We start from the raw sequence: 24,106 nt of genomic DNA, 5'->3' as shown, positions 1-24,106 counted from the left end.
CATGATTGAAAGATTAAATCAGATAACATTGAATGATTTCATTGAGCTTTCTTGCGGAAACTATGCTTGTTTGCTTTCGGACTGCAAATCTATGTCAGAAAGCACGCTTAAAGAAATAGCGTCTAAATTACTTGTCGAATACAGAAGTATTGTTAATCCTTCAAATATGAAGGCTATGGTAATGGACAAAGAGGATATGCTGAAAGAACGTGCCAAACTATTGAGTCTTCGTATTTGTCAGGCTCTTGTTTCTCTTGGCTTTTATGATGATGTTCGTCAGGTATTGGGTCAACTAAATGTAGATACCCGAAATATGAGTGATGAACAAGTAATATCGAAGATTGACTATTTGCTTCATTCTACAATTTTTGAGCAAAAACGGAACGAGGAAAGACGCAGTGAGGAACATAAAGGAAATAAGGTTACTCCTGAACAAATTCGTTCTTCTTTCGATGCTGAGATTGCTTTTCTAATGACATTCTTTAAAATGAGTATAGATTCCCGTGTAATTAACGCTGCTGTCTACGCAAATATCGTTCATCAAGCCGATGTTGAAATATCGTTCAGAAAAAGAAGCACATGATAATATTGGTATTTACATATATGCTGTAATTCGATTAATTTTTAATTAAAGCGAATTATTTCATACAGTCGTTTGTACATCTCCTTTAGAATCACAAACGACTTTTTTATGAATAGAAAAAACAGCATCCATTGTATAAATAGGCATTTATACAATGTTTTATTGTCAGAATTACGTACATTAGAGACGAAGTGTAATCGGATAACAGCAGAAGTGTCCGAGGTAAAAAAAATGATTGCCTTATTGCCCCCCGATATAGGCACTCTTATTAGTTCAATCGAGCGTTCTGCTAAGGAAATGCACGAGCAAAGTATCATGCACCGGGAATACGTGGAAAGGTGCATTAATGGCGAACCGAAGATACACCTAATAAGGAGGGCTGACAATGGACTTTGAAAAGGAATTATCAGAAATATATCCTTGGATATTAAAGGTGGCAAGAAAATTCTGCTGTTCCATGCAAGATGCTGAAGACTTAGCCGGTGATACAGTTTATAAGCTACTTGTGAATCGTGATAAATTTGATTGTTCTAAACCACTTCAACCGTGGTGCCTTATTATAATGAGGAATACTTATATAATAAGATACAATAGAAATTCCCTTATACATTTTACAGGGCTTGATATGGTAGACGGAAGTGCCATTTCTAACTGTACAGCTCATTCAATACTGTTTGATGATTTGGTTTCCACAATACAACGGTGTGCTAAAAAATCCCGTTGTATTGATAGTGTGATATATTATGCTAGTGGGTATTCTTATGATGAGATAAGTGAAATCCTGAACATTCCTGTTGGAACTGTAAGAAGTCGTATTTCTTCTGCTCGGAAGTTTATACTTCACGAAATTGGGTATTGACGATTGATTAAGAGTGTATGGAAATAACTTTTTCATAAATATAGCAAAATAGTTATGTTTTTATTTGGTTGTTTATAGCAAAAACGCTATATTTGTATCGTCTTAAATAAACGGTCTTTTACATTATGAAGTACAATCAGTTTTTTGCGGAACTTACCGCAGCAGGTTGTTACGTTCTTAGGCATGGGGCTAATCATGATATTTGGTACAGCCCCAAGACAGGAAACAAATTTGCCCTGTCAAGGCATGGCAAACAGGAAGTGCCTACCGGAATGGAACGTAAAGCAAGAAAGGTTCTTTTGGGGGAGTAATCCCCCTACCTTTTGCGCTTTATTATCTAAAGGACTGTAAATGTTGAGACAATGGGGTACGGTATATTGCCGTACTCCTATTTTTAAAGCAATGGATATGAAAGTAACTGTAATCATGGAAAAGGCGAGCGATGGGTATTACTCATGCTTTGTTGAGGAAGATTTACCCGGCTTTGGTTTGGCAGGGTATGGAGATACGGCGGAAGCCGCGAAAGAGGATATGATGAAAGCATATGAGGAAATAAAGGAGATGCAGGCAGAAGAAGGCAAGGAAATGCCGGAATTGGAGTTTATCTACAAATATGATATGCAGTCTTTCTTCAACTATTTCTCATTCCTGAATGTTACTAAGGTTGCAGAGTTGGCAGGTATCAATGCTTCATTGATGAGACAATATACTTCCGGTGTGACAGTAGCCGGACAAAAACAATATGATAAGATACGGGTAGCGGTGGAACGTATATCTAAAGAACTTTCCGCAGCCACTTTCTAAAGATAGTGTACCGCTGTGAAGCGAGACCGTTTTAAGACAAAGGCAGGCTCCGTTCCTTTATATATGGGTTCGGAGCTTTTTTATGAAAGTATTAATTTGTAAATTGAGAATGCAGAAAGTCATAATTATTTTATGTTTTATCTATTGCGTTGAAAAATAAATAGTTATGTCTTGCTTTTGCAAAATGCAATTTTCAAGAATTTAGCCAATCGGGAAACCGGTTGGCTTTTTCTATATATTTGCTCGTGAACGTTCAAAACGAGTTAAAATGCTTTGTAAATATGTACTTACAGTTGATAGTATTTCCTATGATATTCCCAAATCTTGTATTCAGAATTGGGATGAAATAAAGTTTTCCCGTAAACGCTCCGGACTTGAAGGAATAACTAGAACCTTTACTTCAAAATTCCAGTTTGTGGGAGAAGCCTATGATCTCATATTGGAGGAGTATTTGAGCAAGTACCTGGCTTCTAATGCCAGTATCACCGTTTATACTATAACCAATTCTCATACTTATGATGAATTTTTCAGTTGCCGGCTGGATTTCAGTTCATTGACCTATGATGGAAATACTGTTTCTATTAATTCGATAGATGATAGTGTCGCTAATATCATAAAGGCTAATAAAGGAACACAATACGAATATTCGGTAGATGAGATAAAAGATGCATATCAGCTTTATTATGATAGGTTGAATATGCAAAATCTATTGAATTTCACAGTTGATGATACATACGTCATCAATCCTATTGAACTTGCTGATGTGTATGTATATAGTTATAATACAGAAATAGCAAAGGGAGGATATTTGGATTTTAATAAAGGAGAGAAGGGGGTTATTGCTGATATTTTGGATGTTCCTTCATCTGGAATCAATGCGTATATAGATATGGATGTTGAATATGAAAATGGTGGAGATGGAGAATATATAGATTTAACTCTTTCTACGTGTGGAAACACACAAGTTGTGCGTGTGTTCAATGGAGAAAATAAGAATGTTAAGTTGAATGTTAGGGTTGATAGGAATTCTTTTAATGCCTATGGCCAAAGGAAAATGTTCTATTTTTCTATCAGTATGAAGGCTAGTCATACTACTTATGCGAATTTCAGGATAAAGAAAATAAATGAATTTAAGATAACTTATTATTCAATTGATTCTCCTATACATATAGATGCCATAACCCCTCATACGGTTTTATGTAAATTATTAAAGAGTATGAATGGTGGAAATGATGGCATAAAAGGTGAAATTGATTATGGGTATAATGAAAATTTAGATAATTGTGTAATATTGGCTGCTGAAAGTATTCGTGGTATTAAAAAAGCCAAGTTATATACTTCGTATACAGAATTTAAAGATTGGATGGAAGCAGAGTTTGGATTTGTTCCTGTCATTAATGGGAATACTGTGTGCTTTAAACATCGGGATAGTTTATTTGGGAATAGTAATATAAAAAAAGTGACAAACAATATTTCTGATTTTGAGTATAAAATCGATGCATCGAGAATCCATTCACGTATTAGAATAGGATATGATAAACAGGATTATGAAAGTATTAATGGGCGTGATGAGTTTCGTTTTACAACTGAATATACTACAGGTGTAGATATAACTGAAAATGTATTAGAACTTATTAGTCCTTATCGTGCAGATGCTTACGGTTTTGAATTTTTAGCTCAAAAAAGGGGAAAGGATACCACAGACAATGAGAGTGATAATAATGTGTTTTTTGCAGGAGTAAACTTAGATCTAAGTGATAAGAGGTATAAAATGATAAGGGACGGATGGGAAATTGACGGTGTGCTTGATTCATCTCGGATGTTTAATACTATGTATTGGCAGGGGGAGATGCTCAAGGCAAATGCCAGCTATATTGGTATGTTCACTAAAAAACTGTCTTATTCTTCTTCTGATGGCAATAGTGATGTTGTTGTCAATGGTATAGGGATGAAAGATGATTTTAACGTCGAAAGTGGTATTATTACTTGTGGAGACGTTTCATTCACAACTTATGATGAAGATATTCCATCAACAGATAATGAAACGATTAAAGTCTTGAAAGATGGTCTGGCTTATGAAGGTTACATTAAAGAAGTAAGCAGGGTGATTGAAAGGTTCGCAGGAGTGAAATATGATTTATTTGTTCGTTCAATAACAAAAGCTTAGAATATGATTATAAGCCCGTTTACCCCACTGTTTTTTTCTCCGTCTACCGATAAGTTTGGAGCGAAGAGTAAATATGTGCAGTTATTCGCACGTACAGACAGGATTTTTATTGAACTGATTTCAACGCCCAAAGAACAGGCTCCTATTGTTTACATTAATAATCTTTTAAGTAATATATCTACTCCTGTAACATTGAGCTCATGGAAGATGAATGATGATAAGATCCTCTTTTTCTATAATATTTCGCTGCTTCCATGTGGATATTATTCTGTAACAATTAATGGGAATACGAGTGAGATTTTTAAAGTTACAGACGATGAATGTGAATTATCAGAAACCAGTCTTATCCAGTATTCAATGAAAGATAATAAGCAGCGTCTTGATGCTGTCTGGTGGATAGATGGGATGCAATACTTTTTTGATTTTCGTGTTCCTGGCGGTTTCAAAGATAACGGATGGGCGTTCGGTGTGGATAATGAGCAGTTTGTGACTGCTGATGAGGATATTGTTGAACTATTCAGCCATGAATATACAACTGTATTATTTACGCTTGGAAATGGGATGGGATGCCCTGTGTGGTTTGCTGAATTGCTGAATCGTGTTTTATGCTGTAATTACGTCTACTTTGATGGTATTCGATATGCAAGAAAGGAAAGTGGTGTTCCGGAACTAAACCAGCAAATCGAAGGATTGAAGAGTTTTGTATTCAATCAGATGTTGCAGAAGGTGAAAACTATAAATCCTGTCCTGGAATGGAATAACCAAGTGTCTATGAGAAGGATTCAGAATGACACTTATAGGTTAACGTCTGATAGTGGGGAATTGAGAAGCATAAAGTCTGGTAGTGAAGTTGATGAGGAATATACATCTGCAATTGCAGGTAAAATTTATATAAGATACCAAGTAATAGCTACTAGTCTTTTTACCAGCTACAATTATTATGTTAGAGTGATATTGGATAAACCAGCAAATGGGAATGTAACATTTGATGTGCCATTTGTGGAAACAGTAGATGGCAACATTGTCCATACTGTGGGGAAAATGTCCGTTATAAATGGGTATTATTCTGATGAACAGAGCTTCAGTAGTCGTAAGAATAGCTATCAAGTAGATTTACGTGCCGGAGAAATTCTGAATTTTGTGTCAAGTGAAAATGACAGGACTTTTTATGAAGTAACTTGGGATGGTGAGTTTCTTGAAGATTTGCCGGTTGCTCCAGGTGAAACTCCTGACCCTCCATCAAATTGAGATGTATTTAAATAGTTTGTAACAATAAAGATAGAATAAAATGACAGAGTCGGAAAAACAACAGATTGTTAGCCTTGTGCTGCAAGCGTTGAAGACAAACAGTCTTACAATAGAGCAACTGACTGATACAGCCGAGTTATCTAAAGATATGTATGTTGAGGTTAGTGGTGGTCGGAAGATATCTATTGATTTACTTTCAAGCACCATTGCAAAAATGGTGAATGGTGATTTTGATGCATTAGTGAAGAATGTCAATAAGATTGCGAAAGATTTGTCGGATGGAGACGCCGAGTTGTTGAAACGTCTAACAGGAGTGTCTGATAAATCCAGCCCTTTGACTGACCCATTTAAGAGTATCGGTACTTTTACTGCTATTGGTAGCTTTAAGGATAAATTGAAGACAATGTATTCCGGGGATTCTGCTATTGGGAATTATCGGTGTATTTTGTCTGTTGATTCGTCTAAGATTCCTGTAAATATACAAATTGAACGGTTGGAGCTTAATAAGGTTTGTCAATCATTCACTTCGTGTATACAACTGGCTACCATGTCAGACAATGCAGAAGGCGTGTATTTGGGTACAGTTTGTACAATCTCACGAATAGGTATTGTTTCCAATGAGAGTGTTACATGGGACAAATGGACCTCTGTAATAAATGACTTTGAGGAAAGGATAGGAAAAGCGAACGGTATCGCTCCTTTGAACGAAGAAAGTAAAGTTCCTTCTGAATGTCTGCCTGAACCGTTGTCTCTTGGGGAAGGTGAAGAAGAAGCTTTCCCCGGCAACCGTGGAAAGTCTTTGGAAGATACAATGAAAAATATCCCTTCCGATATAATCAAACCGGGTTCTTTCTCCGTCCTGTCTGACGCTTCCTATCTCAATGTGTATTTTAAGAAAGTGTCCAAAACAACCGGTAAAGAAACGGATGACAGCTTCCGTCTGCCTTCTGCTACCCTTGAACAAGCCGGCCTTTTGTCCGCCGAGGATAAGCAAGCCCTTGAGGATATGAAGAGCGGCACGCCCGCTGACGATGTAACACACCCCATCGTCATTGTTGATGAGATCCGCCCATTGAAAGACGGCTACTATACCCTTGAAACCGCTATTGCCGCCATTGTCTCCTATCAACAGGAATCTGGCGTCAAATATGAGCGAACGGGTCTCATCATTACTTACAAAACAGGCGAGTATGAAATGGAAACCCGGCAGTTCCAGGGTGCCGTGTCCGATTTTGCGACCCCTTCTCTTTGGAAACCCTTCGGGAATGGTGACGGCAGTTCCGTTGTTGAAACTTCCGATGAACCGGCAGAAGGGGGGAAGGACGCCTTTTCAACTGGTGGCGCCTATGCTTATGTTCCGGCCAACCTCGACGTAAACGTGGAAACAGAAGGCATTGTAAAACTTCAGATGAAGAACGCTGCCGGTGAAACCCTTGGCGATGAAGTGCAGTTCGCTATCGGCACGGGTGGCGGCGGTCAAACTGGTGGTACCATTGTTGCCATTGCTTTCCAGTCGACACCTGTCTATGGCTCTTACGGCTCCACGCTACGAACCTTTGCCGCCATTCGTTCCGTGACCTCGAACGGTGTCGAATCCTCTGACAACCTGATTGAGAAACTGGAACTCGTAGACCGTGAAAGCGGGCTTACCGTCTGGACTGAAACCGTCAACAAAGCATCTTCCGGTGACATGAAGGACTTCTCCTTTGAACTGGACTTCACCGCATACTTTACGGCTGCCGGTACTCGGAAATTCAAGCTGATAGCCACTGACGAAAGCGGCAATACCGGTTCCAAGAATGTCAATGTAACAGCTGTTGATATTACCTGTACCTGTGTGCAGGTGCTCAACTATACCCCTGAAACTCTGCTTACTCCGACAACTGAAAGTTTCAGCCTTCCACTCTATAAGTTCGGAAACAACACCTCTGATAAAGGTATCAGTGCCCAGGTTGACATCAAGATTAATGGTGAATGGCAATCCCTGTCTACCACCGTTGTAAATGACAACTACTCGCACTCCGTTGTAATCCGCCCTGCTTCCCTCGGCCTAGAACACGGTACCTATCCCTTGCGCATCCAAGGAACGGATGTCGCATCCGGAGTGAAAGGAAATGTCATCTACACGGCTGTCATGGTAATTGACCCGAATAGTTCCACACCTCTTGTCGCCTTGAGATACGATGATAAAAACGGTGGAGTAGTCCGACTGTACGAAACCGTAGAACTTGATGTTGCCTGTTATGACCCGTTGGAAATGACTTCACCCGTCAGCGTGAAAGCCAATAACGTGCAGATAACACAAATTGCTGCCAGTCGTAACAAAACCTATCAGGTCAAACAACAACTGCAGGGCTACAAGGCTGACGGCACCGATACGGTCAACTATACCGCCGTATGCAAGGACGTGACTAGCGAACCTGTCCGGGTGACAGTTAGCGGTTCCGCCATTGACGCCGCCATAAAAGAAGGCGCCATCTATAACTTTGACTTCTCATCCCGTACCAATCAGGAAACTGACCATAGCATTGTCAGCGGTAATTATGAAATGAAAGTGGACGGTGCCAACTGGACTACCAACGGTTTTGGCACATTCTTGGGTGAGAACTGCCTTCGCGTAGCCGAGAATGTGGGCGTGTCATTAAACCATGCCCCGTTTGCCGGCTCGTCCATCGAATCCAACGGTGCCGCCATCCAGTTCGCTTTCGCTTCCAAGAACGTGACCGATGATGATGCCCTGCTCCTTAGCTGCTATGACGAAACGTCCGGTGCTGGTTTCTATGTCACCGGCCGGGTGGTCGGCATCTTCTGTAACAATGGCGTTTCCCGTCGTGAAGAACGCGCCTACCGACAGGGTGAAAAGATAACCGTAGCCGTGGTTGTTGAACCTGCAAGCAACTACGTTGAACGTGACGGCACACGGTATTCCATGATGAAACTCTTCCTCAACGGTGAGGAAGTCGCCTGCCTTGGTTATGTTCCGGGCGGCGGCTCCCTGATTCAGACCAAGTATATAACGATGGACGGCAAACTGGGTGATTTGTATCTTTATTACATGATGGCCTGGAACTCCTATATGGAATGGGCACAGGCGTTCAAGAACTACCTTGTCCGTCTGACCGATACAGAGGTAATGGTGAAGGAATACGCCTTTGAGGACATCCTTAAAAGCCAGACAGCCGAGGGTAGTACCCAAAGCCGCCCGTCGGCTGCCGAAATCTATTCACGCGGTATGCCTTACATTGTCGAATGCCCCTATGAAGGCTCCGATATAGAAGCACTGGACGGCACCACTTCCACCAGTACGAAGATATACATCACGCTCTATTACTTTGACCCCGAACGCCCGTGGCGTAACTTCAAGGCCGTGAGTGTCCAAACCCGCAACCAGGGAACCACCTCTGCCAAACGCCCGGTAAAGAATAAACGCTACTACCTCGCCAAGAGCAAAGGCAAAAACAAGGACACTCGAATCATACTACTTAATCCGGACGATACGACGGAGGAAGGACGCCGTGCAATAGCCTTGGCTACCATCAACAAAGTACAGGTCGGTGATAATACAATCCCGGTCGATGTCATTACCGTAAAAGTCGATTACTCCGATTCCGGCAATGCGAACGACTGCGGCGCCTGTGAAATGATGAACGTTACATACCGTGCCTTAGGTGGTAACTATATGACACCTGTCCAACGTGCATTTGACGGAACATTTGACAGCGGTGACTTGCATATCGAAGACTTGCAGATGAACCACTCTACCGCCAATCACCCGGTAGCCACCTATCGGTGTAAGGATGACAGCCTGCAAAACGTCTATTTCCATGCCAAAGGCAACTGGAAAGAAGACAAAGGGGAACAGTTCGCCCTCGGCTTCAAAGATACCCCCGGCTATAACAAAGGTTGCCTGAATTATGGTGACTTCATAGAGTTCTTCGGTACTCCTGACGAAACTTTAGACGCAATTGAGATACGCTTCAAACAGACTGACGGACTCGATACGGACAGCGTGTACCTGCTTTCCCTGTATTGCGGTAGTTCGTACCGGATAATGAGGTATCAGGACAGCTCATGGAAAAAGCAGTCCGGTTCCATGAAGTATGAAAACGGCAAATGGAATGTCACCGGTGACGTCCTGAATCCGGTTGAAGGTTTCGAACTTCTTAACTACCAAGGTATGGACTGGTTTCAGGGCGTCGGTTCTGTTCAGGATATGATGGCCATGAAAACGGACAAATCCTCATGGGTTCAAAAACTCGTGGATAACGGAACTATCTCTGCTGATACCTTCCCGGCATGGACTTACTACTTTGAATCGCTTGTCGATGATGACCAGCTCGCCATTGATTACGCTTTGGGTAAGAAAGTGCCCTATAACCTCTACCGATGGTTGCGCTTCTGTGATTCCTGCGATTACTCCAAAGGCGGGAACTGGCAAAGAACATGGAAGGAAAACCTGTATAAATTCGCCTGCCCAGAAAGTGTCTTGAGTTATGACATCTTCACCGACTACCTTGCCGCCACTGACCAACGCGCCAAGAATATGCAGCCGATGTGGTTCTTGGAAGAGTATGCTTCCGTAACAGACGGTGTGTACAGCTCCGAGGATGCCATGCGCATGTACCTGAATAAAATCTATGACTGCGATACGCTCAATAGCAAGGACAACGACGGTGGTTGCACGGTTGACGCCGAGGTGGACCCCAACCGGACGAGCGATGAAACATTCACTAACCCTTATGCTGGCTACGGCTCCGTTCTGTTTAATAACATCTATCTCCAGCAAGTAGTGTGGACTGACTCATCCGGTACGGAACTCTCCCTGCGTACCGTTGCCGCCGCCATGCGTAACGTTCAGGCGACCATTGACGGCGTCACCCTGCACCCGTTCTCACCCGAAGGAGCTACGCATTTCTTCATTGACAAACGGCTCAAAAAATGGCAGAAACTGGTTAGTTCTTACGACGGTGAACGGAAATACATCTCCTATACCGCCACCTCTGATGCTATTTACTTCTATGCCCTGCAAGGTCTTGGACTTACCGCCCTTCCGTCTTTCATCGAAAGACGTTGGCGTATTCGTGACGGCTATTTCCAAACCGGTGATTTCTTCAGCGGTGTAATTTCCGGGCGCGTATCTTCCAAATCAAACGCCACCATCCGGATTGTCGCTGCTAAAAACGGTTACTTCGGTGTCGGCAATGACGCTAGCGGCAACCTTTCCGAAAGCTGCTTCCTTGAAGTGGGCGAAGAATATGTATTCACCAACTTCTCACATGAGGAAGGCGCCTTGCTGTATATCTATCAGGCTGACCGCATGAAGCTGCTCGACCTGTCTGAAATCTCCCTGTCAAGTACGGTGAGCTTCTCCGCCATGCAACTTGTGGAAACCCTTATCTTGGGCTCTGACACCCATACAGAACAATCCATCGGTTCTTACGCACCGCTTACCTCGCTGAACTGCGGCGAAATGCCCTTCCTCGTATCACTCGATATCCGGAACACACAAATCGCTACGCTCGTTACCGACAAATGCCCACGTATCGCCCATATCAATGCGTCCGGTAGCAAACTGGAGAACATCACTCTTGCAGAGACTTCTCCGATTAATGACATCTCTCTTCCACCAACAATGACAAGCCTCCGTTTTGTCGGTCTTCCTGAACTGACCTATACCGGTCTTTCCGCCCCGTCCGGCCTGCAAATAGAATCCATGCCGAACGTCGGGCGGCTGCGTCTTGAAACGTCTCCGAAACTTAATGCCATCCAAATGCTCCGTGACGTGCTCGCTTCGCAAACGGAATCCCATAAACTTTCCATGCTCCGTATCTCGAACATGACACTGAAAGCTGACGGCTCCGAGCTTCTTGCATTGCTTGAGTATGGCGTTGCCGGTATGGATGAGGACGGTAACAGACAGGACAAACCGGTAGTCAATGGCACGTACCACTTGACTGTTATCCGTGAGACAGGTGAAATCGAATCCCTTGAATCCGGCATCGACGGCCTTGTCATCCTTACCGTCATCGATGCCTATATCGACCTTATCAACTGGTTCAATAATGAGTCTTATGGCGGAGAACCGTACTATGATAACGTAACGCTGGACAACATCAATGAAGTCCTTGAATATTATAACGGCGAAACCTACGAGGAATATCTCGAACGGTTTGCTGAAGACAATATGGATATTAATGATTTAATAAACAAGTAACTATGACTAATGAACAAAGCGCCACGCTGCTTCGCTTGAACAAACAGGCACAAGTAGCAGCACTGAACGCCGTTGGATTCTCGGATATTACCGAGAATTCCCGCGCATCTGAATTTGGACAACGTATCAAGTGGGCCGCTGGCTTGCTTGACCTTACTCTTGCCTGTAACCGTATTTCTGATAACTCCAAGGCATACTTTACCGTTGCCGAATGGAACTCCCTAACCGCTGTCAACAAGCAACTGTACATCAAACGCGGGCTTCGTATCCGTGCCCATGGACACTCCTTCGTAATCGCCGCCCAGGAGTGCTATAATGCCGATATGACTACTACCTTCTATTGGGGCGGTCAGGGTAAAGCCATAGACGGCCTGAACCAAAAAGGACTGGGTGCCATGTACGGCTGCTTCACGGGTGAGGAGGATACCGACCTGATTATCACTATCCTGAAAGACCAGAACAATAGCGGCGTGATTGGTGCGCCGGCTGCTGAAGCCGCCCGTGCATACCGTGCTTATACCCTTGAAAGTGACGGTATCGATGACGAATCCAACTGGTTCCTTCCGTCATCGGGTCAAATGCTTCTGATGTACCGCTACCGCGATAAAATCAATGAGATGATGCGGACATTTTGGAGCAGTGACAGTATGTTGATGACCGATAAGTACTATTGGTCGTCAACGATTTGGGACAATAACTCTGCATGGACATTCGAATTGAATACCGGGCGTTTTACGGTTCAAAACAAAAATTCAGTCCTTCTCCATGTGAGAGCTATTGCTTCAGAATAGTATTAATTTAATATTATACAATAAAATGGATAAAAATATCGCAAACGCAATGCTTTTGCGTCTGAATAAACAAGATCAAGTTTCAGCTTTGCAGTCAATAGGTTTTACAACTGTTAATGAAAATACATCGGCAAGTGACATCGCCAAATATATGCAATGGTCAGGTACGCTTCTTGACCTTTCTTTGGCTACGCTCCGTATCGAAGACGGCGAACAGGTCTTTTTCACAGCAGCCGAATGGAACTCCATGAGCGCGAATAACCGCTCCAAGTATATCCGTATCGGTATCCGTATGCGTGCCGAATGCCACCAGTTCATTATCGCCAAAAGCGACTGTGTTGACGCAGGCGGCAATAAAACGTTCAAATGGGGTGGCTACGGAACCGACCTACGCGGCCTGAAAAACTACGGCAGTGGTAATCAAGGACTCTATGATACCTTCGACGGCAAGGAAAATACCGATGTTATAATAGAAACCCTTGCAGGCGTCAAGGACACCCAGGGAACTGTCGGCGCCCCTGCCGCCGAAGCTGCCAGAGCCTATAAAGCCTGTACGCTTGAATCTGACGGAATTGAAGATACAACCGTGTGGAACCTGCCCGCACTGGGCGAACTTATGCTTATGGCCAAGTATAAAACCGAAATCAATGAGCTCATAACTTCTATGTTTGGTAATCAAAATATATTTACAAACGACTGGTATTGGTCTAGTACTGAATATGACGCTTCCAGCAGTTGGATCGTGTACTTCAACGGCGGCGGCGTCATCACGGGCTACCGCCAGAGCGCGTACCGGGTTCGTCCCCTCGCCGCAATAAACACTTTATCCCTTTAATTCTTTATCCCTTAAAGAGTTAGCTAAATAAAAGCCCCGGCAGGGGCTTTTTAGTTTCACTTTTTTGAGCTAAAATTGTGTTAATTACTTTACAGTTATTAACTTTGCGCCCTCTAATACATACATTAAAATATTAAAAAATTAACATGGCACTTACACAAGACCTTCCTATATCAAATTCGATGTATAAGCTTCTGAATCTTATCATTGATGCCCGGCAACAATTCCCCAAGGCGTTCCGGTATGAATTTGGTACAGAGTTGATGATGCTTGCCATCCATTGTTGCGAATATATCCGTTATGCAAATACAGATATGAACCTTGAGCACCGTGCAGATTATCTGATGAAGTTTTTGTGTGAGTTTGATGCATTGAAATTACTGCTAAGAGTGTGTGAAGAACGACATTTGACCAGCCTGACTCAAACAGCCGAAATCTGTCTGCTTGCAGAGAGTATCGGTAAGCAAAGTACCGGCTGGTACAAAAAAACGGTTGCAGATCTCCAACGGCAAAAAGCTAATGGGTCGCAACAAGTCGCAAAGCCGGAGTCATAATCGCCAAGGGGATTATGAGTGAGCAATTAGAATTATTTATTGGGCATCCCCCCGGTGATGAGCCGGGAAAGACTAAGATAGCGGATGCAACGGCTTCCAGCAGTTGGAACGTGAACTTCAACAACGGCAACGTCAACACGAACAACCGCCAGAACGCGAACCGGGTTCGTCCCCTCGCCGCAACAGGTAATATAATCTATGACATACTTCTTAGCAGTATTTTCGAAGCATCCGAAGATTGTGCCAGACAGAAAAGAACGAGTACGGATTGTGTTGAGTTCTATAATGATTATCAGTCTGCATTGGTGCGGCTATGGTATTCTATTATTTACGGTGAATATGTACCGGACTTTTCAAAAGTATTCATACGGACTTACCCTGTATATCGGGAAGTCTTTGCCGCCGCTTTTATTGATCGCGTTGTCCATCACTGGATCGCTCTTCGTATCGAGCCGATCTTAGAGGAACGCTTCCGGGAACAAGGAAACGTCTCCAAGAACTGCCGGAAGGGTGAGGGATGCTTGTCTGCCGTGCACTATCTGAATAACATGATAGTCGAGGTCAGTGAGAATTATACTGCCGATGCGTACATTTTCAAAGATGACCTGTTCAGTTTCTTCATGTCTATCTCGAAATCGTTGGTATGGGAAATGCTGAACATATTCGTAAGGGACAATTATAAAGGCGATGATATTGAATGTCTGCTTTACCTTCTAGCCGTTACTATCTTTCATTGTCCACAAAATAAGTGTATCAGACGCTCTCCTGTCTCCATGTGGGACAGACTTCCCAGTAATAAAAGTCTGTTTCATAATGACCCTGACAGGGGAGTGGCTATCGGGAACCTGCCGTCACAACTCATAGCCAACTTTTTGGCGTCTGTTTTCGATTATTATGTAATGGTGATATTAGGATTCAGGCATTATGTACGCTTTGTTGATGACTTTTGTATCGTGGTGAAATCTCCGGAAGAAATATTGTCCAAAGTCCATCTTCTTGATGGCTTCCTGAAAGAACAACTCCTTTTACAGTTGCATCCACGCAAACTGTATCTTCAGCATTATAAAAAAGGAGTCTTGTTTGTTGGGGCGTTCATTTTGCCGGGTAGAATTTATGTATCTAACAGGGTGGTTGGTAACACATATAATGCTGTCAGGAAATTTAATAAAATAGCTGAAAACGGATTTGCAGAAGCGTATGTTGAGAAGTTTGTGAGTACAATGAACTCTTATTATGGTCTGATGAAACACTTTGCAACGTACAATATCCGCCGTAAAATTGCAGCGATGTTACTTCCTGAATGGTGGGAGTATGTTTATATCGAAGGACATTTTGAAAAGTTTGTATTGAAGAATAAATATAACCATAGAAAACAACTAATTAAACATATCAAAAAACATGGATCAAAAAAATATCTTACCGCGTGGGATTGCTAAGCCTATTGAGCAACAGCCGGACGGAACCTGGATTGTACGTCATCACTTCCGGGTGGTTGGTACCAGTGAGAATGGTGAGGAACTGGTAACTTTTGCCAGTTCGGAATATCCCGAGAAACCTACCTTGCAACAGATTCAAAGAAGTATTGACCGTTATCGGGTTTGTTTGACCATGTATGGGGAGACAATTTCCGATGAAATAGAAAAGGTTGACCTTTCTATGTATATGTTTACGGATTAATAGTTCAATCTGTTGGTTATTTTAGGGGTGCTGTTCTAGCATCCCTTTTTTATTTAAGAAAAAGCGAAAATTATAATGACTTGTTTTATAGTGGTTTATCATAGAATTGATTCTCAAGATTTTCTGTTTTTGTAAAACTGGTTATTATACTCGATACATTTGTCTCATACAGAATATTTTATTAAATAATTAAACGCTATGAGTATGGGTATAAAAGTATTGTATGATTGGATTTTGCAATCTAACCGGCCGGCACACGTTAAAGCCGGGATGTTCGTCTTTGTTGTAATGCTTGCCTTCTGTTTCCTTCTATTAGGCATTGATTTCTGTAAATCTGCTATTGTTTCTTTAGCGACAACTGTTATTGCTGCAATAGTGGTTGAGTACATTCAAAAGAAATGTGGATTTGTCTTTGATTGGCTGGATGCGTTAGCTACTGTCTTGTTTCCTGGTATAATTGCTGTACTGGTTGTTCTTGTTCATTTCTATTGATTGAGAAAATAATGGGCTTAAATGAATGGCTAGCTGTACTAGGAGCATTGGGCGGGTTTGAAGCGATTAAATGGATCGTTAATTTTTACGTGAATCGCAAAACAAATGCGCGTAAAGAAGATGCTTCTGCTGATTCTATGGAAGATGAGAATGAGCGTAAGCAGGTGGATTGGTTAGAGGATCGTATTGCACAACGTGATATGAAGATAGATACTATCTATGTTGAATTACGTAATGAACAAAATGATAAATTGTCTTGGATACATAAATGTCATGAGCTGGAATTGCAGTTGAAAGATGCTGAACATAATCGCTGTGACCGGCCTGATAGTGAATGCGGTCGTCGTATTCCACCACGTAGAATTGCACTAATTAATAAAAAGGAGGAAAAAAATGAAAGTATTGATTGATAACGGTCACGGTAGTAATACTCCGGGCAAGTGTTCCCCGGATGGTAGGTTAAAAGAATACGCCTATACCCGTGAAATAGCCGGGCGTGTAGTATTTGAATTGCGTAAATTAGGTATTGATGCGGAACTGGTCGTGAAAGAGGAAGTGGATGTGCCATTGGCAGAACGTTGCCGGAGAGTGAACGAGTATAAGGCTTCTGAAGCAATTCTTATTTCTATCCATTGTAATGCAGCCGGTAATGGTTCAAATTGGATGCAGGCACGTGGTTGGGAAGCATGGACTAGTGTGGGGCAGACTAAAGCCGATAAGCTGGCTGACTATCTGTATGGGGCTGCTGAAGAATGCTTGCCTGGAATGAAGATACGGAAGGATATGGCAGACGGTGATCCAGATAAGGAGAGTGGTTTTTATATCTTGAAGCATACGAAGTGTCCGGCTGTTCTGACGGAGAATCTGTTTCAGGATAACAAAGAAGATGTGGATTTTCTGCTGTCAGAGGAGGGTAAACGGACTATTGTCTCTCTTCATGTGAAAGGTATTTGTAAATATCTGAAAGTATGAAAATGCTAATCTATATAACCATGTTCCTGATGTCAGGAATATGGTTTACTTCCTGCAAAACTTCTCATAACATTGAGTCACAAAAGCAGATTGACTATTCAGGGGATTTTTTGTATTTGCGAAACTTAATTGAATCATTACAGCTGGATGTGAATAAGCAAACGAAAGTTACTACTGACAAGTTGAGTGATCTGAAAATTGAGAATAAAACAGTTTACTTGTCGCTTCCGGATTCAACCGGAAAACAGTATCTAGTCAAAGAAAGTACTACCACCGCTTCCAAACAGGAGCAAGAACGGAGTGAAGTTGATGAAACATTATCCATTACTTTGCAGCAGTTCTCGAATCGACTTGATACTATAAGTAACAAGGTGAATGCTTTACTAAATCAAAGAGAGAAGGTAGTCGAGTTATCTTGGTGGGATTTACATAAAGATAAAGTTTATATAGGAGTAATTATTTTGATTATTATCTGTTGGCTAGCGTATGGATTAAGAAAGAAGCCATTTTGTTGAGAATACAATTCTTGATTAAAAATATATGGTTAAAAATACAATATTTGAGAAATAATATATATATTTGCAACTGTATAAACAAGTGCCTTCGTGCCGGAATACAAAGAAAATGTGTTCCGGCATATTTTTTTGCTCGGAATACAAATGTTTAACTTAAATAATTATTTGTATGGAACATGACAATTGTAGAATTACTGGCTTTGGAGCGATAAGTCAGGAAGATGCTCGGGAACTTGAAAGGCAACAAGCCGATTTACTTAAAGATGAGCTAAAATCCTTATCTTCTTCGGATGATAAACAAAGAATTTTAGCTATAAAAGAAAGACTAAAAGCTATTCGGAAATTAGCTGAAAATGATTAGTTAGAATTTAGCCCCGTTCAAGGATACGGGGCTTTCTAAATTTGTAGTTGTATTTTGTAACATAGCATAATATTGCTATTTTTTATAACTAATGTGATAACTATGGAAGATTGGAAAAAAAATGATGATGAAGATTTAGATGAAGAAGATATTTTATTAAGGAATAAATGTCGAGAAATGAGTGATGAGGAACTTAAAAACATAGTTCCTGTTTGGACAACTAATATTGAAAAAATGCAAGGGCCAATTTATCATCCTGCATATCCTGGTTCAAATTGTGTTTTTATGCGATGTAATCTTGAAAAGTTGATAGAACATTCAAGTAATTTGGATGATGTGGTTTTTAACAAAACATTTGATGGATATTGGCCTGAAGAATCTCGTTTTGCCAGAACTATAAACAGATGGCTTAATAAAGAATATGTTGATCCTCCTATTTTGGAGATGAAACAAAACGATCTCATCATAAAAGAAGGAAGACATCGAGCTATAATGGCCCAATACATTGGTGTGAAAGATATTATAGTTTGTGTTCCTCTGTATCTTATCGAAGATATGCAAAAATTAATAGATGCGGTTATTTTAGAAACTGATTAATAATTCATTATTGTACAAGAAAAAATGAGAGGTAGCCACAATTTGGCTACCTCTTTTATTTTGTAATCCTTCTAATCAACAACACATGAATCAACAAACTCTCCAGAAGGGTTACATAAGATAGTACTAATATATAATTGAAAAGTTCGGTAAGGATATAAAAAAGTGAGCACTTTTCTTTTAAGTCAAGTATAGCTATAATTGGTGAGCACTTATATTATATTGTTTGCTGTGATAAATAAGAACAAACTTTAGTACCTTTGGAATCTATTATTTCTGGAAATATTTTTTATTTATCAAAATCATGATTATATTTGAATTGGTAATGTTGTTTTAAAACTATAAAATTTTGATTTGTGATAAGAATGAAAAGAAATGAAAAAGACTGGCTAGTTTGGGGAACTGGCATCTCCACATTAATCATAATAGTCATTTTAGCTTTCTATTTTATTCAGACTCAAGGTAAGTTTGCGGATAAACAGACCGACTGGGGTGAGTTTGGAAGTCTATTAGGAGCGATTGCAGGATTAATAGCTTTCGTTGGAGTTCTTTTTACTTTAAGACAGAATAAAAAGCAATTCTTGAATAGCGAGGATAGAGCTGTCTTTTTTGAGTTGCTTAGGATTTTCATTTCATATCGGGATGCCTTGCAAGTGAAAAGAATAGATTGGGTATATGATGAAAAACAATGTGAATGGAAAATAACTCCTTATAATGAGTTTTGTACACCTGAAAAAACTTATCGACAGATTTATGTAGAGTTATACCATACTTTCTATTTGGAAATAAGAAGAGGTATTCCTGAAAATTTCTCCAAAGAGGAATTTATAAGGAGGATTATTCCCCAAAAGATGTCTAAAGAGCAATGGATGCTTACATATAGTCAGTTGAATGATGCTATTAACAACATTTATTCAGAGCATAAGTTTAGAGTACATAAAGGGATGGTTAATATTTATCCAGTACATATAAACACCTATGATTGCCTTTGTTTAAATGCGATTAAAATCTATTTTGAACAAAATAATTTCAAGCCTATAGCTGAAGCTTGTGCTAAAGCCGCTGATCATTGTTTCGCCCCATATAAAAATCAGCTTGGTACATATTTTAGGAATGCTTATTATATTTTGGAAATGACTTCGGAATTCACTTCGCCCCTAAAATATTCGAATATATTTCGAGCGCAACTGTCAAAGTATGAACTTGTGTTATTGTTTTTTAACTCATTTAGTTCATTCTCAACAATTGAGACACGAAGGTTATACTTGAATGCTGATTTGTTCAATAATCTTGAGTTGAAGGATGTGCGATTAAAAGAGGGGATAAATGATGAATCTGTATCCCGCCGAATGGAATATATACATTTTCCACCAGTCTTGTTTCAAAAGGCAAACAAAAATGAATATATGTCTAGTGATTTGTTAGAAAAACTGTATGATGTGATTCTTTCAGAAAATAATATACTATAGAATGTTCGGTAAGGATATAAAAAAGTGAGGGGAACCACCCCCTCACCAAAGTCAAACCAAAATAATCCGAATTATGTCCGTATTATCTTGATGTTGCAAAGATACTACTATTTTCTGATAAAGCAATAAAAATCCCTGCATCGGCTCAAATGCAGGGATGGTGTCAAATAAGAGCTTAACTGATTTTTAATGATGTCTGATGAATCATTTCGCTAACATCGTTCAAAGCGTTCAGGAACGTTTTGAGTTCATTGTCAGTAAAGCGAGCCTTTTTCCCGTTGACTATATTTCCGTTAATACGCTGATATAGCCAGTTTCTACTTTTACCAAAATATTTCTTTGCAATATAACTGAATGAGATTGCTTCGGGCAATTCTCCAAGTTTATCACGTAATATGGCTTCTTCCGCTCTTTCTATATAATCATTGCAGGCATTTACCGTTGCTTTTAGCCCAGCTTCAGATGCTTTTTTGTAGGCTTCCTTTTGGGCTTTCGGTAGTTTATTATATTTATCCTGCATTTCCTTTTTGAAAGCTTCTTTTTCTTCTGTGGTTTTTAGTTCTTTGAATCTTTCAAAGTCAGCCTGCATTTCTTTTGTTGGCAGGCAATCATTCCAATCTATCATAGCTTTTAATGTTTGTCCCTCCCCGAAGGGAGGGATGTTAATTACAACTTTTTTAATTTCTCTTGGATTTCGTTCATCCGATCGAGTATGTCATTTATAAGCGCTTCCCGTTCTTTGGCATTTTCAGGAACCCCATAGGCCTCGTGAAATGAAGCGAGAAGTTTTAAATTCTCATACTCTTGTTCTAATTCTTTTTTTTCTTCATCTTTCATCAGTTAAACATTAAAATTATGAACTCTTATTTGACACTACAAAGATAATAAGCATTTGGTTATTATGCAAATTCTTAGTGATTTATTTTATATGTGATTATTCATTTTTCAAATTGTCAAGTATTTCCCTGATTGCTTTATCAGCGTGTTTTCTCATTATTGTGACATAGTTGAAGATTGGTCTATCTTCTTTCATTGATTGCCCGATACAGTATTCCAGTGTACTAAGAGGAATTCCCAGGTCATATCCATGTTGGACGAAAGATTTGCGGGCTGAATATAGGGTGAATTTATGCCTGATTCCTGCCACCTTGCCTAATTGACTGATTTTTCTGGCCAGCAGGTTATAGCAGGAGGTATAGTTCTTGTATTTCCCGAATATGATTTTCCCTGTATTCTTTTTCATATACTTTTTTATAATGGGCTTTGCTTCTTCGGGAATGGAAAAGGAAATCAGGGAGTCCCCCTCTTTGGTGTTTTTGGTCTTTTTTCGGATGTAGTTTATTTCATCCGTCCGGAAATCGTATGCTAGTATGTCTACTAGGTTCATGCCGGCAAGATAATAAGTAAGCATGAAGATATCCCGTGTCACATTGAGATTGTAATGCTCTAAATTTGCATCTCTGATTATTTTCAGCTCTTCAACTGTAATCTGTGTTTCCCTCTTTTTCGCTGATGGAATTTTGGCAGTAATGAAAGGATCTACCTCATAGCTTACGTATTTCATTTTTGTTGCATAGTTGATGACGACTTTCAATAGAGTGATGTAGATATTGATTGTTGTGCTTGAAAGCTTTGCTTTCGTCAACCATGATATATATTGGTTTATTCTGATAGGTGTAATGTGTTCCATTAGAGAACCGGTACCAACGAATTGCAGAAACTTGTTTGTTACCAACTTATAAAGTTTGTATGTTGAGGCGCGTTCTTCATCATCAATTTGAGAAAGGTATTCATCTACAATGTCCTCAAATTTGCGATGTTTCTCACCATTTAACGGGTTGGTTATCATTTTGACCAATTGGGAGCATGTAAGAGCGTCAGCATATTCTAATTTCATATATCTATCGAAATAGATATCGTATAGTTTCTTGATTTGTAGGTTCAAGAAATCTTTATCGGGACGTTTTACTACTTTCCCGTTTTTTAATTCAGAAATAGAGTCTAGTATAATATCTGTTACTATATATCTGGTTTGTGAGTTGTGGGAAACCATAATCCTAACCTTGTGTTTGTCATTTGCCATTTTTTTTGCAGGCAGAATAACTATTGAGAAAGTTGCCATAATCATTATTTTAAGAATAATCGCCAATTCCCGGACAAGAAAACAGCAACAAAAACTGTGTTTTGGACAAGAATCGGACAAGAAAATAGCGTCAAAAGTGACGTTTTAACTCTCAATTATAGGTACTAATGAAGATGAAAAAAGTTCGGAAACGATATGTAAATAGCTGATTTATAGTATATAAAATGGCTTCCTTGTTCGTCCGCCGACGAGGAAGCCATTCAACACAAAAACTAAACTAGACTTAACTAAACTATTCTATTCTCGGAATTTCACAATCCCTTTCTGTTCTCTGCAAAGGTAGGGATAAAACGGGGTTTGACAAATAATAATCGACAAAAATATTAATTTCACCGATAAAATAGCTTAGAGCCTGTTTAGATTTTCCTGAGATTATGTTAGATAGGCTTTACCGACCAGTTTTTATTCGTCACATAGTCTCCGTCATGCTCCTCATAACAACAGAAAACATACTCGAAAGCAACTCTCAAAACTGTGTCGGGCAAAACTCGGAGCAGGCTCTTAATAACCCACTTTTCATTCATTAATAAAAAAGTTCTCTTTCATTAATTGTAAACTTCTTATTATCAGCATGTAAACTTATTCTTCGTTAATTATAATCTATAAACGCAAGCTTCGTTTATAAAAACAAAGGCTTTGATTATAAAAACGAAGCTTGCAATTATATAATCAAAGCTTGCGTTTATAGTTTGCATCGAATGAAAAGAAAGTTTCCTTCCTGTCCGAAGGAACTTTATACTTAATGGGCGGGAAGTTTTCTATTAATAGCCAAGAGCGCAACTGTTAATACCCCTTCCGCCAACTACAGACGGACGCGACAAGAAGAGCCGGGGTAAGTTAAAATATCAGCTATAATATTATGACTGAAGAGAATTTAAACAGGCTCTTAATAACAAAGCAGCAAATAGATAGTTCGTCACCCTCAATCTTCCGCAAATGCAATCCCGACTTTACAAACAGCGAAAAAACGTAAACAGATTTGTCTCTTTTCACAAAAAAGTAATAAAAGGCGATTTGCAGAAACAAATAAATCGACTACCTTTGTGGGCGATTTAGAGAATCGTAACTACGTATTTTTAATTATATCACTAAAAAAAGAGCTAATTATGACTTATTCACACGAAGTGGAACACATGTGTGTTGTAAAGAAGGGTCCTAACCACGGACCGGCTCCCATACCCGAAGAAGGCAAATGGGTAAAATCTAAAGAAATCGTTGATATTTCTGGTTTGACACACGGTATCGGTTGGTGCGCTCCTCAACAAGGTGCTTGTAAACTGACACTGAACGTTAAAGAAGGTATTATCCAGGAAGCTTTGGTTGAAACTATCGGATGTTCCGGTATGACTCACTCTGCTGCTATGGCTGCCGAAATCCTTCCGGGAAAAACTATCCTTGAAGCATTGAACACTGACCTTGTTTGCGATGCTATCAACACTGCAATGCGCGAACTTTTCTTGCAAATCGTATACGGACGTACTCAATCGGCTTTCTCTGAAGGTGGTTTGATCATCGGTGCAGGTTTGGAAGACTTGGGTAAAGGTCTGCGTAGCCAGGTAGGTACTCTTTATGGTACTTTGGCTAAAGGTCCTCGTTACCTTGAAATGGCAGAAGGTTATATCAAACAAATCTTCTTGGACAAGAACGACGAAATCTGCGGATACGAATTCGTACACATGGGTAAGTTCATGGACGAAATCAAGAAGGGTACTGATGCTAACGAAGCTTTGAAGAAAGTTACAGGTACTTACGGACGCGTAACAGCAGAACAGGGAGCAGTTAAATCTATTGATCCACGTCACGAATAATATAAGGAGGAAAGAAA

The 24,106-nt window shown here is 40.2% G+C and carries 23 protein-coding genes; 20 read left to right on the top strand and 3 right to left on the bottom strand.

The window, feature by feature from the left end; translation table 11 throughout:
- Window position 1 precedes the first annotated feature (1 nt).
- The 19 genes from NSB03_RS07675 (at window position 2) to NSB03_RS07585 (ending at window position 20,138) form a co-directional block, all read left to right on the top strand.
- Window positions 2–583 (top strand): hypothetical protein, encoded by a 582-nt coding sequence (locus NSB03_RS07675; RefSeq protein ID WP_024986988.1) that lies wholly within the window; start codon window positions 2–4, stop codon window positions 581–583.
- 385 nt (window positions 584–968) lie between these two features.
- Window positions 969–1,442 carry an RNA polymerase sigma factor gene (locus NSB03_RS07670; protein ID WP_024986990.1) on the top strand — a complete coding sequence of 158 codons (474 nt, stop codon included), beginning with the start codon at window positions 969–971 and terminating at the stop codon, window positions 1,440–1,442.
- A 125-nt stretch (window positions 1,443–1,567) separates the two neighbouring features.
- Window positions 1,568–1,753: a type II toxin-antitoxin system HicA family toxin gene (locus NSB03_RS07665; protein ID WP_005652458.1), complete on the top strand. Its 186-nt coding sequence runs from the start codon at window positions 1,568–1,570 to the stop codon at window positions 1,751–1,753.
- 97 nt (window positions 1,754–1,850) lie between these two features.
- Window positions 1,851–2,246, top strand: coding sequence for a type II toxin-antitoxin system HicB family antitoxin (locus NSB03_RS07660; RefSeq protein ID WP_024986991.1), 396 nt, complete (start codon window positions 1,851–1,853; stop codon window positions 2,244–2,246).
- A 268-nt stretch (window positions 2,247–2,514) separates the two neighbouring features.
- Window positions 2,515–4,413, top strand: coding sequence for a hypothetical protein (locus tag NSB03_RS07655; protein ID WP_257466312.1), 1,899 nt, complete (start codon window positions 2,515–2,517; stop codon window positions 4,411–4,413).
- A 3-nt stretch (window positions 4,414–4,416) separates the two neighbouring features.
- Window positions 4,417–5,661, top strand: coding sequence for a hypothetical protein (locus NSB03_RS07650; RefSeq protein ID WP_024986992.1), 1,245 nt, complete (start codon window positions 4,417–4,419; stop codon window positions 5,659–5,661).
- A gap of 40 nt (window positions 5,662–5,701) precedes the next feature.
- A complete protein-coding gene (locus tag NSB03_RS07645) occupies window positions 5,702–11,875 on the top strand; it encodes a leucine-rich repeat domain-containing protein (protein WP_136013635.1) in 6,174 nt (2,057 codons plus the stop codon).
- A gap of 2 nt (window positions 11,876–11,877) precedes the next feature.
- Window positions 11,878–12,666, top strand: coding sequence for a hypothetical protein (locus NSB03_RS07640; RefSeq protein ID WP_024986993.1), 789 nt, complete (start codon window positions 11,878–11,880; stop codon window positions 12,664–12,666).
- 25 nt (window positions 12,667–12,691) lie between these two features.
- A complete protein-coding gene (locus tag NSB03_RS07635) occupies window positions 12,692–13,501 on the top strand; it encodes an Lcl domain-containing protein (RefSeq protein WP_024986994.1) in 810 nt (269 codons plus the stop codon).
- A gap of 146 nt (window positions 13,502–13,647) precedes the next feature.
- Window positions 13,648–14,055: a four helix bundle protein gene (locus NSB03_RS07630; protein ID WP_024986995.1), complete on the top strand. Its 408-nt coding sequence runs from the start codon at window positions 13,648–13,650 to the stop codon at window positions 14,053–14,055.
- Window positions 14,056–14,069: 14 nt separating this feature from the next.
- Window positions 14,070–15,491 carry an RNA-directed DNA polymerase gene (locus tag NSB03_RS07625; RefSeq protein ID WP_024986996.1) on the top strand — a complete coding sequence of 474 codons (1,422 nt, stop codon included), beginning with the start codon at window positions 14,070–14,072 and terminating at the stop codon, window positions 15,489–15,491.
- Window positions 15,454–15,732: a hypothetical protein gene (locus NSB03_RS07620; RefSeq protein ID WP_024986997.1), complete on the top strand. Its 279-nt coding sequence runs from the start codon at window positions 15,454–15,456 to the stop codon at window positions 15,730–15,732. The genes NSB03_RS07625 and NSB03_RS07620 overlap by 38 nt, the downstream gene beginning before the upstream one ends.
- Window positions 15,733–15,936: 204 nt before the next feature.
- The gene (locus NSB03_RS07615) at window positions 15,937–16,224 is read left to right on the top strand and encodes a hypothetical protein (protein ID WP_024986998.1); all 288 of its coding nucleotides are present in this window, start codon (window positions 15,937–15,939) and stop codon (window positions 16,222–16,224) included.
- 11 nt (window positions 16,225–16,235) lie between these two features.
- Entirely contained in the window at window positions 16,236–16,634 is a 399-nt protein-coding gene (locus NSB03_RS07610) for a hypothetical protein (protein ID WP_024986999.1), read from the top strand.
- On the top strand, window positions 16,618–17,196 hold the full coding sequence (locus tag NSB03_RS07605; RefSeq protein WP_257466311.1) for an N-acetylmuramoyl-L-alanine amidase: 579 nt from the start codon (window positions 16,618–16,620) through the stop codon (window positions 17,194–17,196). The genes NSB03_RS07610 and NSB03_RS07605 overlap by 17 nt, the downstream gene beginning before the upstream one ends.
- Complete coding sequence (locus tag NSB03_RS07600; protein ID WP_024987000.1) at window positions 17,193–17,711, top strand: hypothetical protein; 519 nt, start codon at window positions 17,193–17,195, stop codon at window positions 17,709–17,711. Before NSB03_RS07605 ends, NSB03_RS07600 begins: the two co-directional genes overlap by 4 nt.
- 169 nt (window positions 17,712–17,880) lie before the next feature.
- Complete coding sequence (locus tag NSB03_RS07595; RefSeq protein WP_024987001.1) at window positions 17,881–18,072, top strand: hypothetical protein; 192 nt, start codon at window positions 17,881–17,883, stop codon at window positions 18,070–18,072.
- Window positions 18,073–18,174: 102 nt separating this feature from the next.
- A complete protein-coding gene (locus tag NSB03_RS07590; RefSeq protein ID WP_024987002.1) occupies window positions 18,175–18,669 on the top strand; it encodes a hypothetical protein in 495 nt (164 codons plus the stop codon).
- A 365-nt stretch (window positions 18,670–19,034) separates the two neighbouring features.
- On the top strand, window positions 19,035–20,138 hold the full coding sequence (locus tag NSB03_RS07585; RefSeq protein ID WP_167830073.1) for a putative phage abortive infection protein: 1,104 nt from the start codon (window positions 19,035–19,037) through the stop codon (window positions 20,136–20,138).
- 175 nt (window positions 20,139–20,313) lie between these two features.
- Here NSB03_RS07585 and NSB03_RS07580 read toward each other — a convergent pair whose 3' ends face one another.
- The 3 genes from NSB03_RS07580 to NSB03_RS07570 form a co-directional block, all read right to left on the bottom strand.
- A complete protein-coding gene (locus NSB03_RS07580) occupies window positions 20,314–20,763 on the bottom strand; it encodes a DUF5053 domain-containing protein (RefSeq protein WP_024987004.1) in 450 nt (149 codons plus the stop codon).
- Between the two features lie 41 nt (window positions 20,764–20,804).
- Window positions 20,805–20,975: a hypothetical protein gene (locus NSB03_RS07575; RefSeq protein WP_004313367.1), complete on the bottom strand. Its 171-nt coding sequence runs from the start codon at window positions 20,973–20,975 to the stop codon at window positions 20,805–20,807.
- 97 nt (window positions 20,976–21,072) lie between these two features.
- Window positions 21,073–22,260, bottom strand: a complete 1,188-nt coding sequence (locus NSB03_RS07570) for a tyrosine-type recombinase/integrase (protein WP_024987005.1) — start codon at window positions 22,258–22,260, stop codon at window positions 21,073–21,075.
- A 1,127-nt stretch (window positions 22,261–23,387) separates the two neighbouring features.
- Between NSB03_RS07570 and NSB03_RS07565 the strand changes: the two genes are divergently transcribed.
- Window positions 23,388–24,089 (top strand): iron-sulfur cluster assembly scaffold protein, encoded by a 702-nt coding sequence (locus NSB03_RS07565; RefSeq protein ID WP_007759112.1) that lies wholly within the window; start codon window positions 23,388–23,390, stop codon window positions 24,087–24,089.
- Window positions 24,090–24,106: the final 17 nt, after the last annotated feature.

It is taken from the genome of Bacteroides acidifaciens, from assembly GCF_024623065.1.
In the GTDB taxonomy this organism is placed as follows: Bacteria; Bacteroidota; Bacteroidia; order Bacteroidales; family Bacteroidaceae; genus Bacteroides; species Bacteroides acidifaciens.
Note: the sequence above shows the minus strand (reverse complement) of the source record. Positions and strands in the feature narration are given on the sequence as shown.

What these genes read in the sequence shown, in the direction of transcription:
- NSB03_RS07675 (WP_024986988.1), top strand. Translation starts at nt 2, where the DNA reads ATGATTGAAAGATTAAATCAGATAACATTGAATGATTTCATTGAGCTT.
- NSB03_RS07670 (WP_024986990.1), top strand. Translation starts at nt 969, where the DNA reads ATGGACTTTGAAAAGGAATTATCAGAAATATATCCTTGGATATTAAAG.
- NSB03_RS07665 (WP_005652458.1), top strand. Translation starts at nt 1,568, where the DNA reads ATGAAGTACAATCAGTTTTTTGCGGAACTTACCGCAGCAGGTTGTTAC.
- NSB03_RS07660 (WP_024986991.1), top strand. Translation starts at nt 1,851, where the DNA reads ATGAAAGTAACTGTAATCATGGAAAAGGCGAGCGATGGGTATTACTCA.
- NSB03_RS07655 (WP_257466312.1), top strand. Translation starts at nt 2,515, where the DNA reads ATGCTTTGTAAATATGTACTTACAGTTGATAGTATTTCCTATGATATT.
- NSB03_RS07650 (WP_024986992.1), top strand. Translation starts at nt 4,417, where the DNA reads ATGATTATAAGCCCGTTTACCCCACTGTTTTTTTCTCCGTCTACCGAT.
- NSB03_RS07645 (WP_136013635.1), top strand. Translation starts at nt 5,702, where the DNA reads ATGACAGAGTCGGAAAAACAACAGATTGTTAGCCTTGTGCTGCAAGCG.
- NSB03_RS07640 (WP_024986993.1), top strand. Translation starts at nt 11,878, where the DNA reads ATGACTAATGAACAAAGCGCCACGCTGCTTCGCTTGAACAAACAGGCA.
- NSB03_RS07635 (WP_024986994.1), top strand. Translation starts at nt 12,692, where the DNA reads ATGGATAAAAATATCGCAAACGCAATGCTTTTGCGTCTGAATAAACAA.
- NSB03_RS07630 (WP_024986995.1), top strand. Translation starts at nt 13,648, where the DNA reads ATGGCACTTACACAAGACCTTCCTATATCAAATTCGATGTATAAGCTT.
- NSB03_RS07625 (WP_024986996.1), top strand. Translation starts at nt 14,070, where the DNA reads ATGAGTGAGCAATTAGAATTATTTATTGGGCATCCCCCCGGTGATGAG.
- NSB03_RS07620 (WP_024986997.1), top strand. Translation starts at nt 15,454, where the DNA reads ATGGATCAAAAAAATATCTTACCGCGTGGGATTGCTAAGCCTATTGAG.
- NSB03_RS07615 (WP_024986998.1), top strand. Translation starts at nt 15,937, where the DNA reads ATGGGTATAAAAGTATTGTATGATTGGATTTTGCAATCTAACCGGCCG.
- NSB03_RS07610 (WP_024986999.1), top strand. Translation starts at nt 16,236, where the DNA reads ATGGGCTTAAATGAATGGCTAGCTGTACTAGGAGCATTGGGCGGGTTT.
- NSB03_RS07605 (WP_257466311.1), top strand. Translation starts at nt 16,618, where the DNA reads ATGAAAGTATTGATTGATAACGGTCACGGTAGTAATACTCCGGGCAAG.
- NSB03_RS07600 (WP_024987000.1), top strand. Translation starts at nt 17,193, where the DNA reads ATGAAAATGCTAATCTATATAACCATGTTCCTGATGTCAGGAATATGG.
- NSB03_RS07595 (WP_024987001.1), top strand. Translation starts at nt 17,881, where the DNA reads ATGGAACATGACAATTGTAGAATTACTGGCTTTGGAGCGATAAGTCAG.
- NSB03_RS07590 (WP_024987002.1), top strand. Translation starts at nt 18,175, where the DNA reads ATGGAAGATTGGAAAAAAAATGATGATGAAGATTTAGATGAAGAAGAT.
- NSB03_RS07585 (WP_167830073.1), top strand. Translation starts at nt 19,035, where the DNA reads ATGAAAAGAAATGAAAAAGACTGGCTAGTTTGGGGAACTGGCATCTCC.
- NSB03_RS07580 (WP_024987004.1), bottom strand. Translation starts at nt 20,763, where the DNA reads ATGATAGATTGGAATGATTGCCTGCCAACAAAAGAAATGCAGGCTGAC.
- NSB03_RS07575 (WP_004313367.1), bottom strand. Translation starts at nt 20,975, where the DNA reads ATGAAAGATGAAGAAAAAAAAGAATTAGAACAAGAGTATGAGAATTTA.
- NSB03_RS07570 (WP_024987005.1), bottom strand. Translation starts at nt 22,260, where the DNA reads ATGGCAACTTTCTCAATAGTTATTCTGCCTGCAAAAAAAATGGCAAAT.
- NSB03_RS07565 (WP_007759112.1), top strand. Translation starts at nt 23,388, where the DNA reads ATGACTTATTCACACGAAGTGGAACACATGTGTGTTGTAAAGAAGGGT.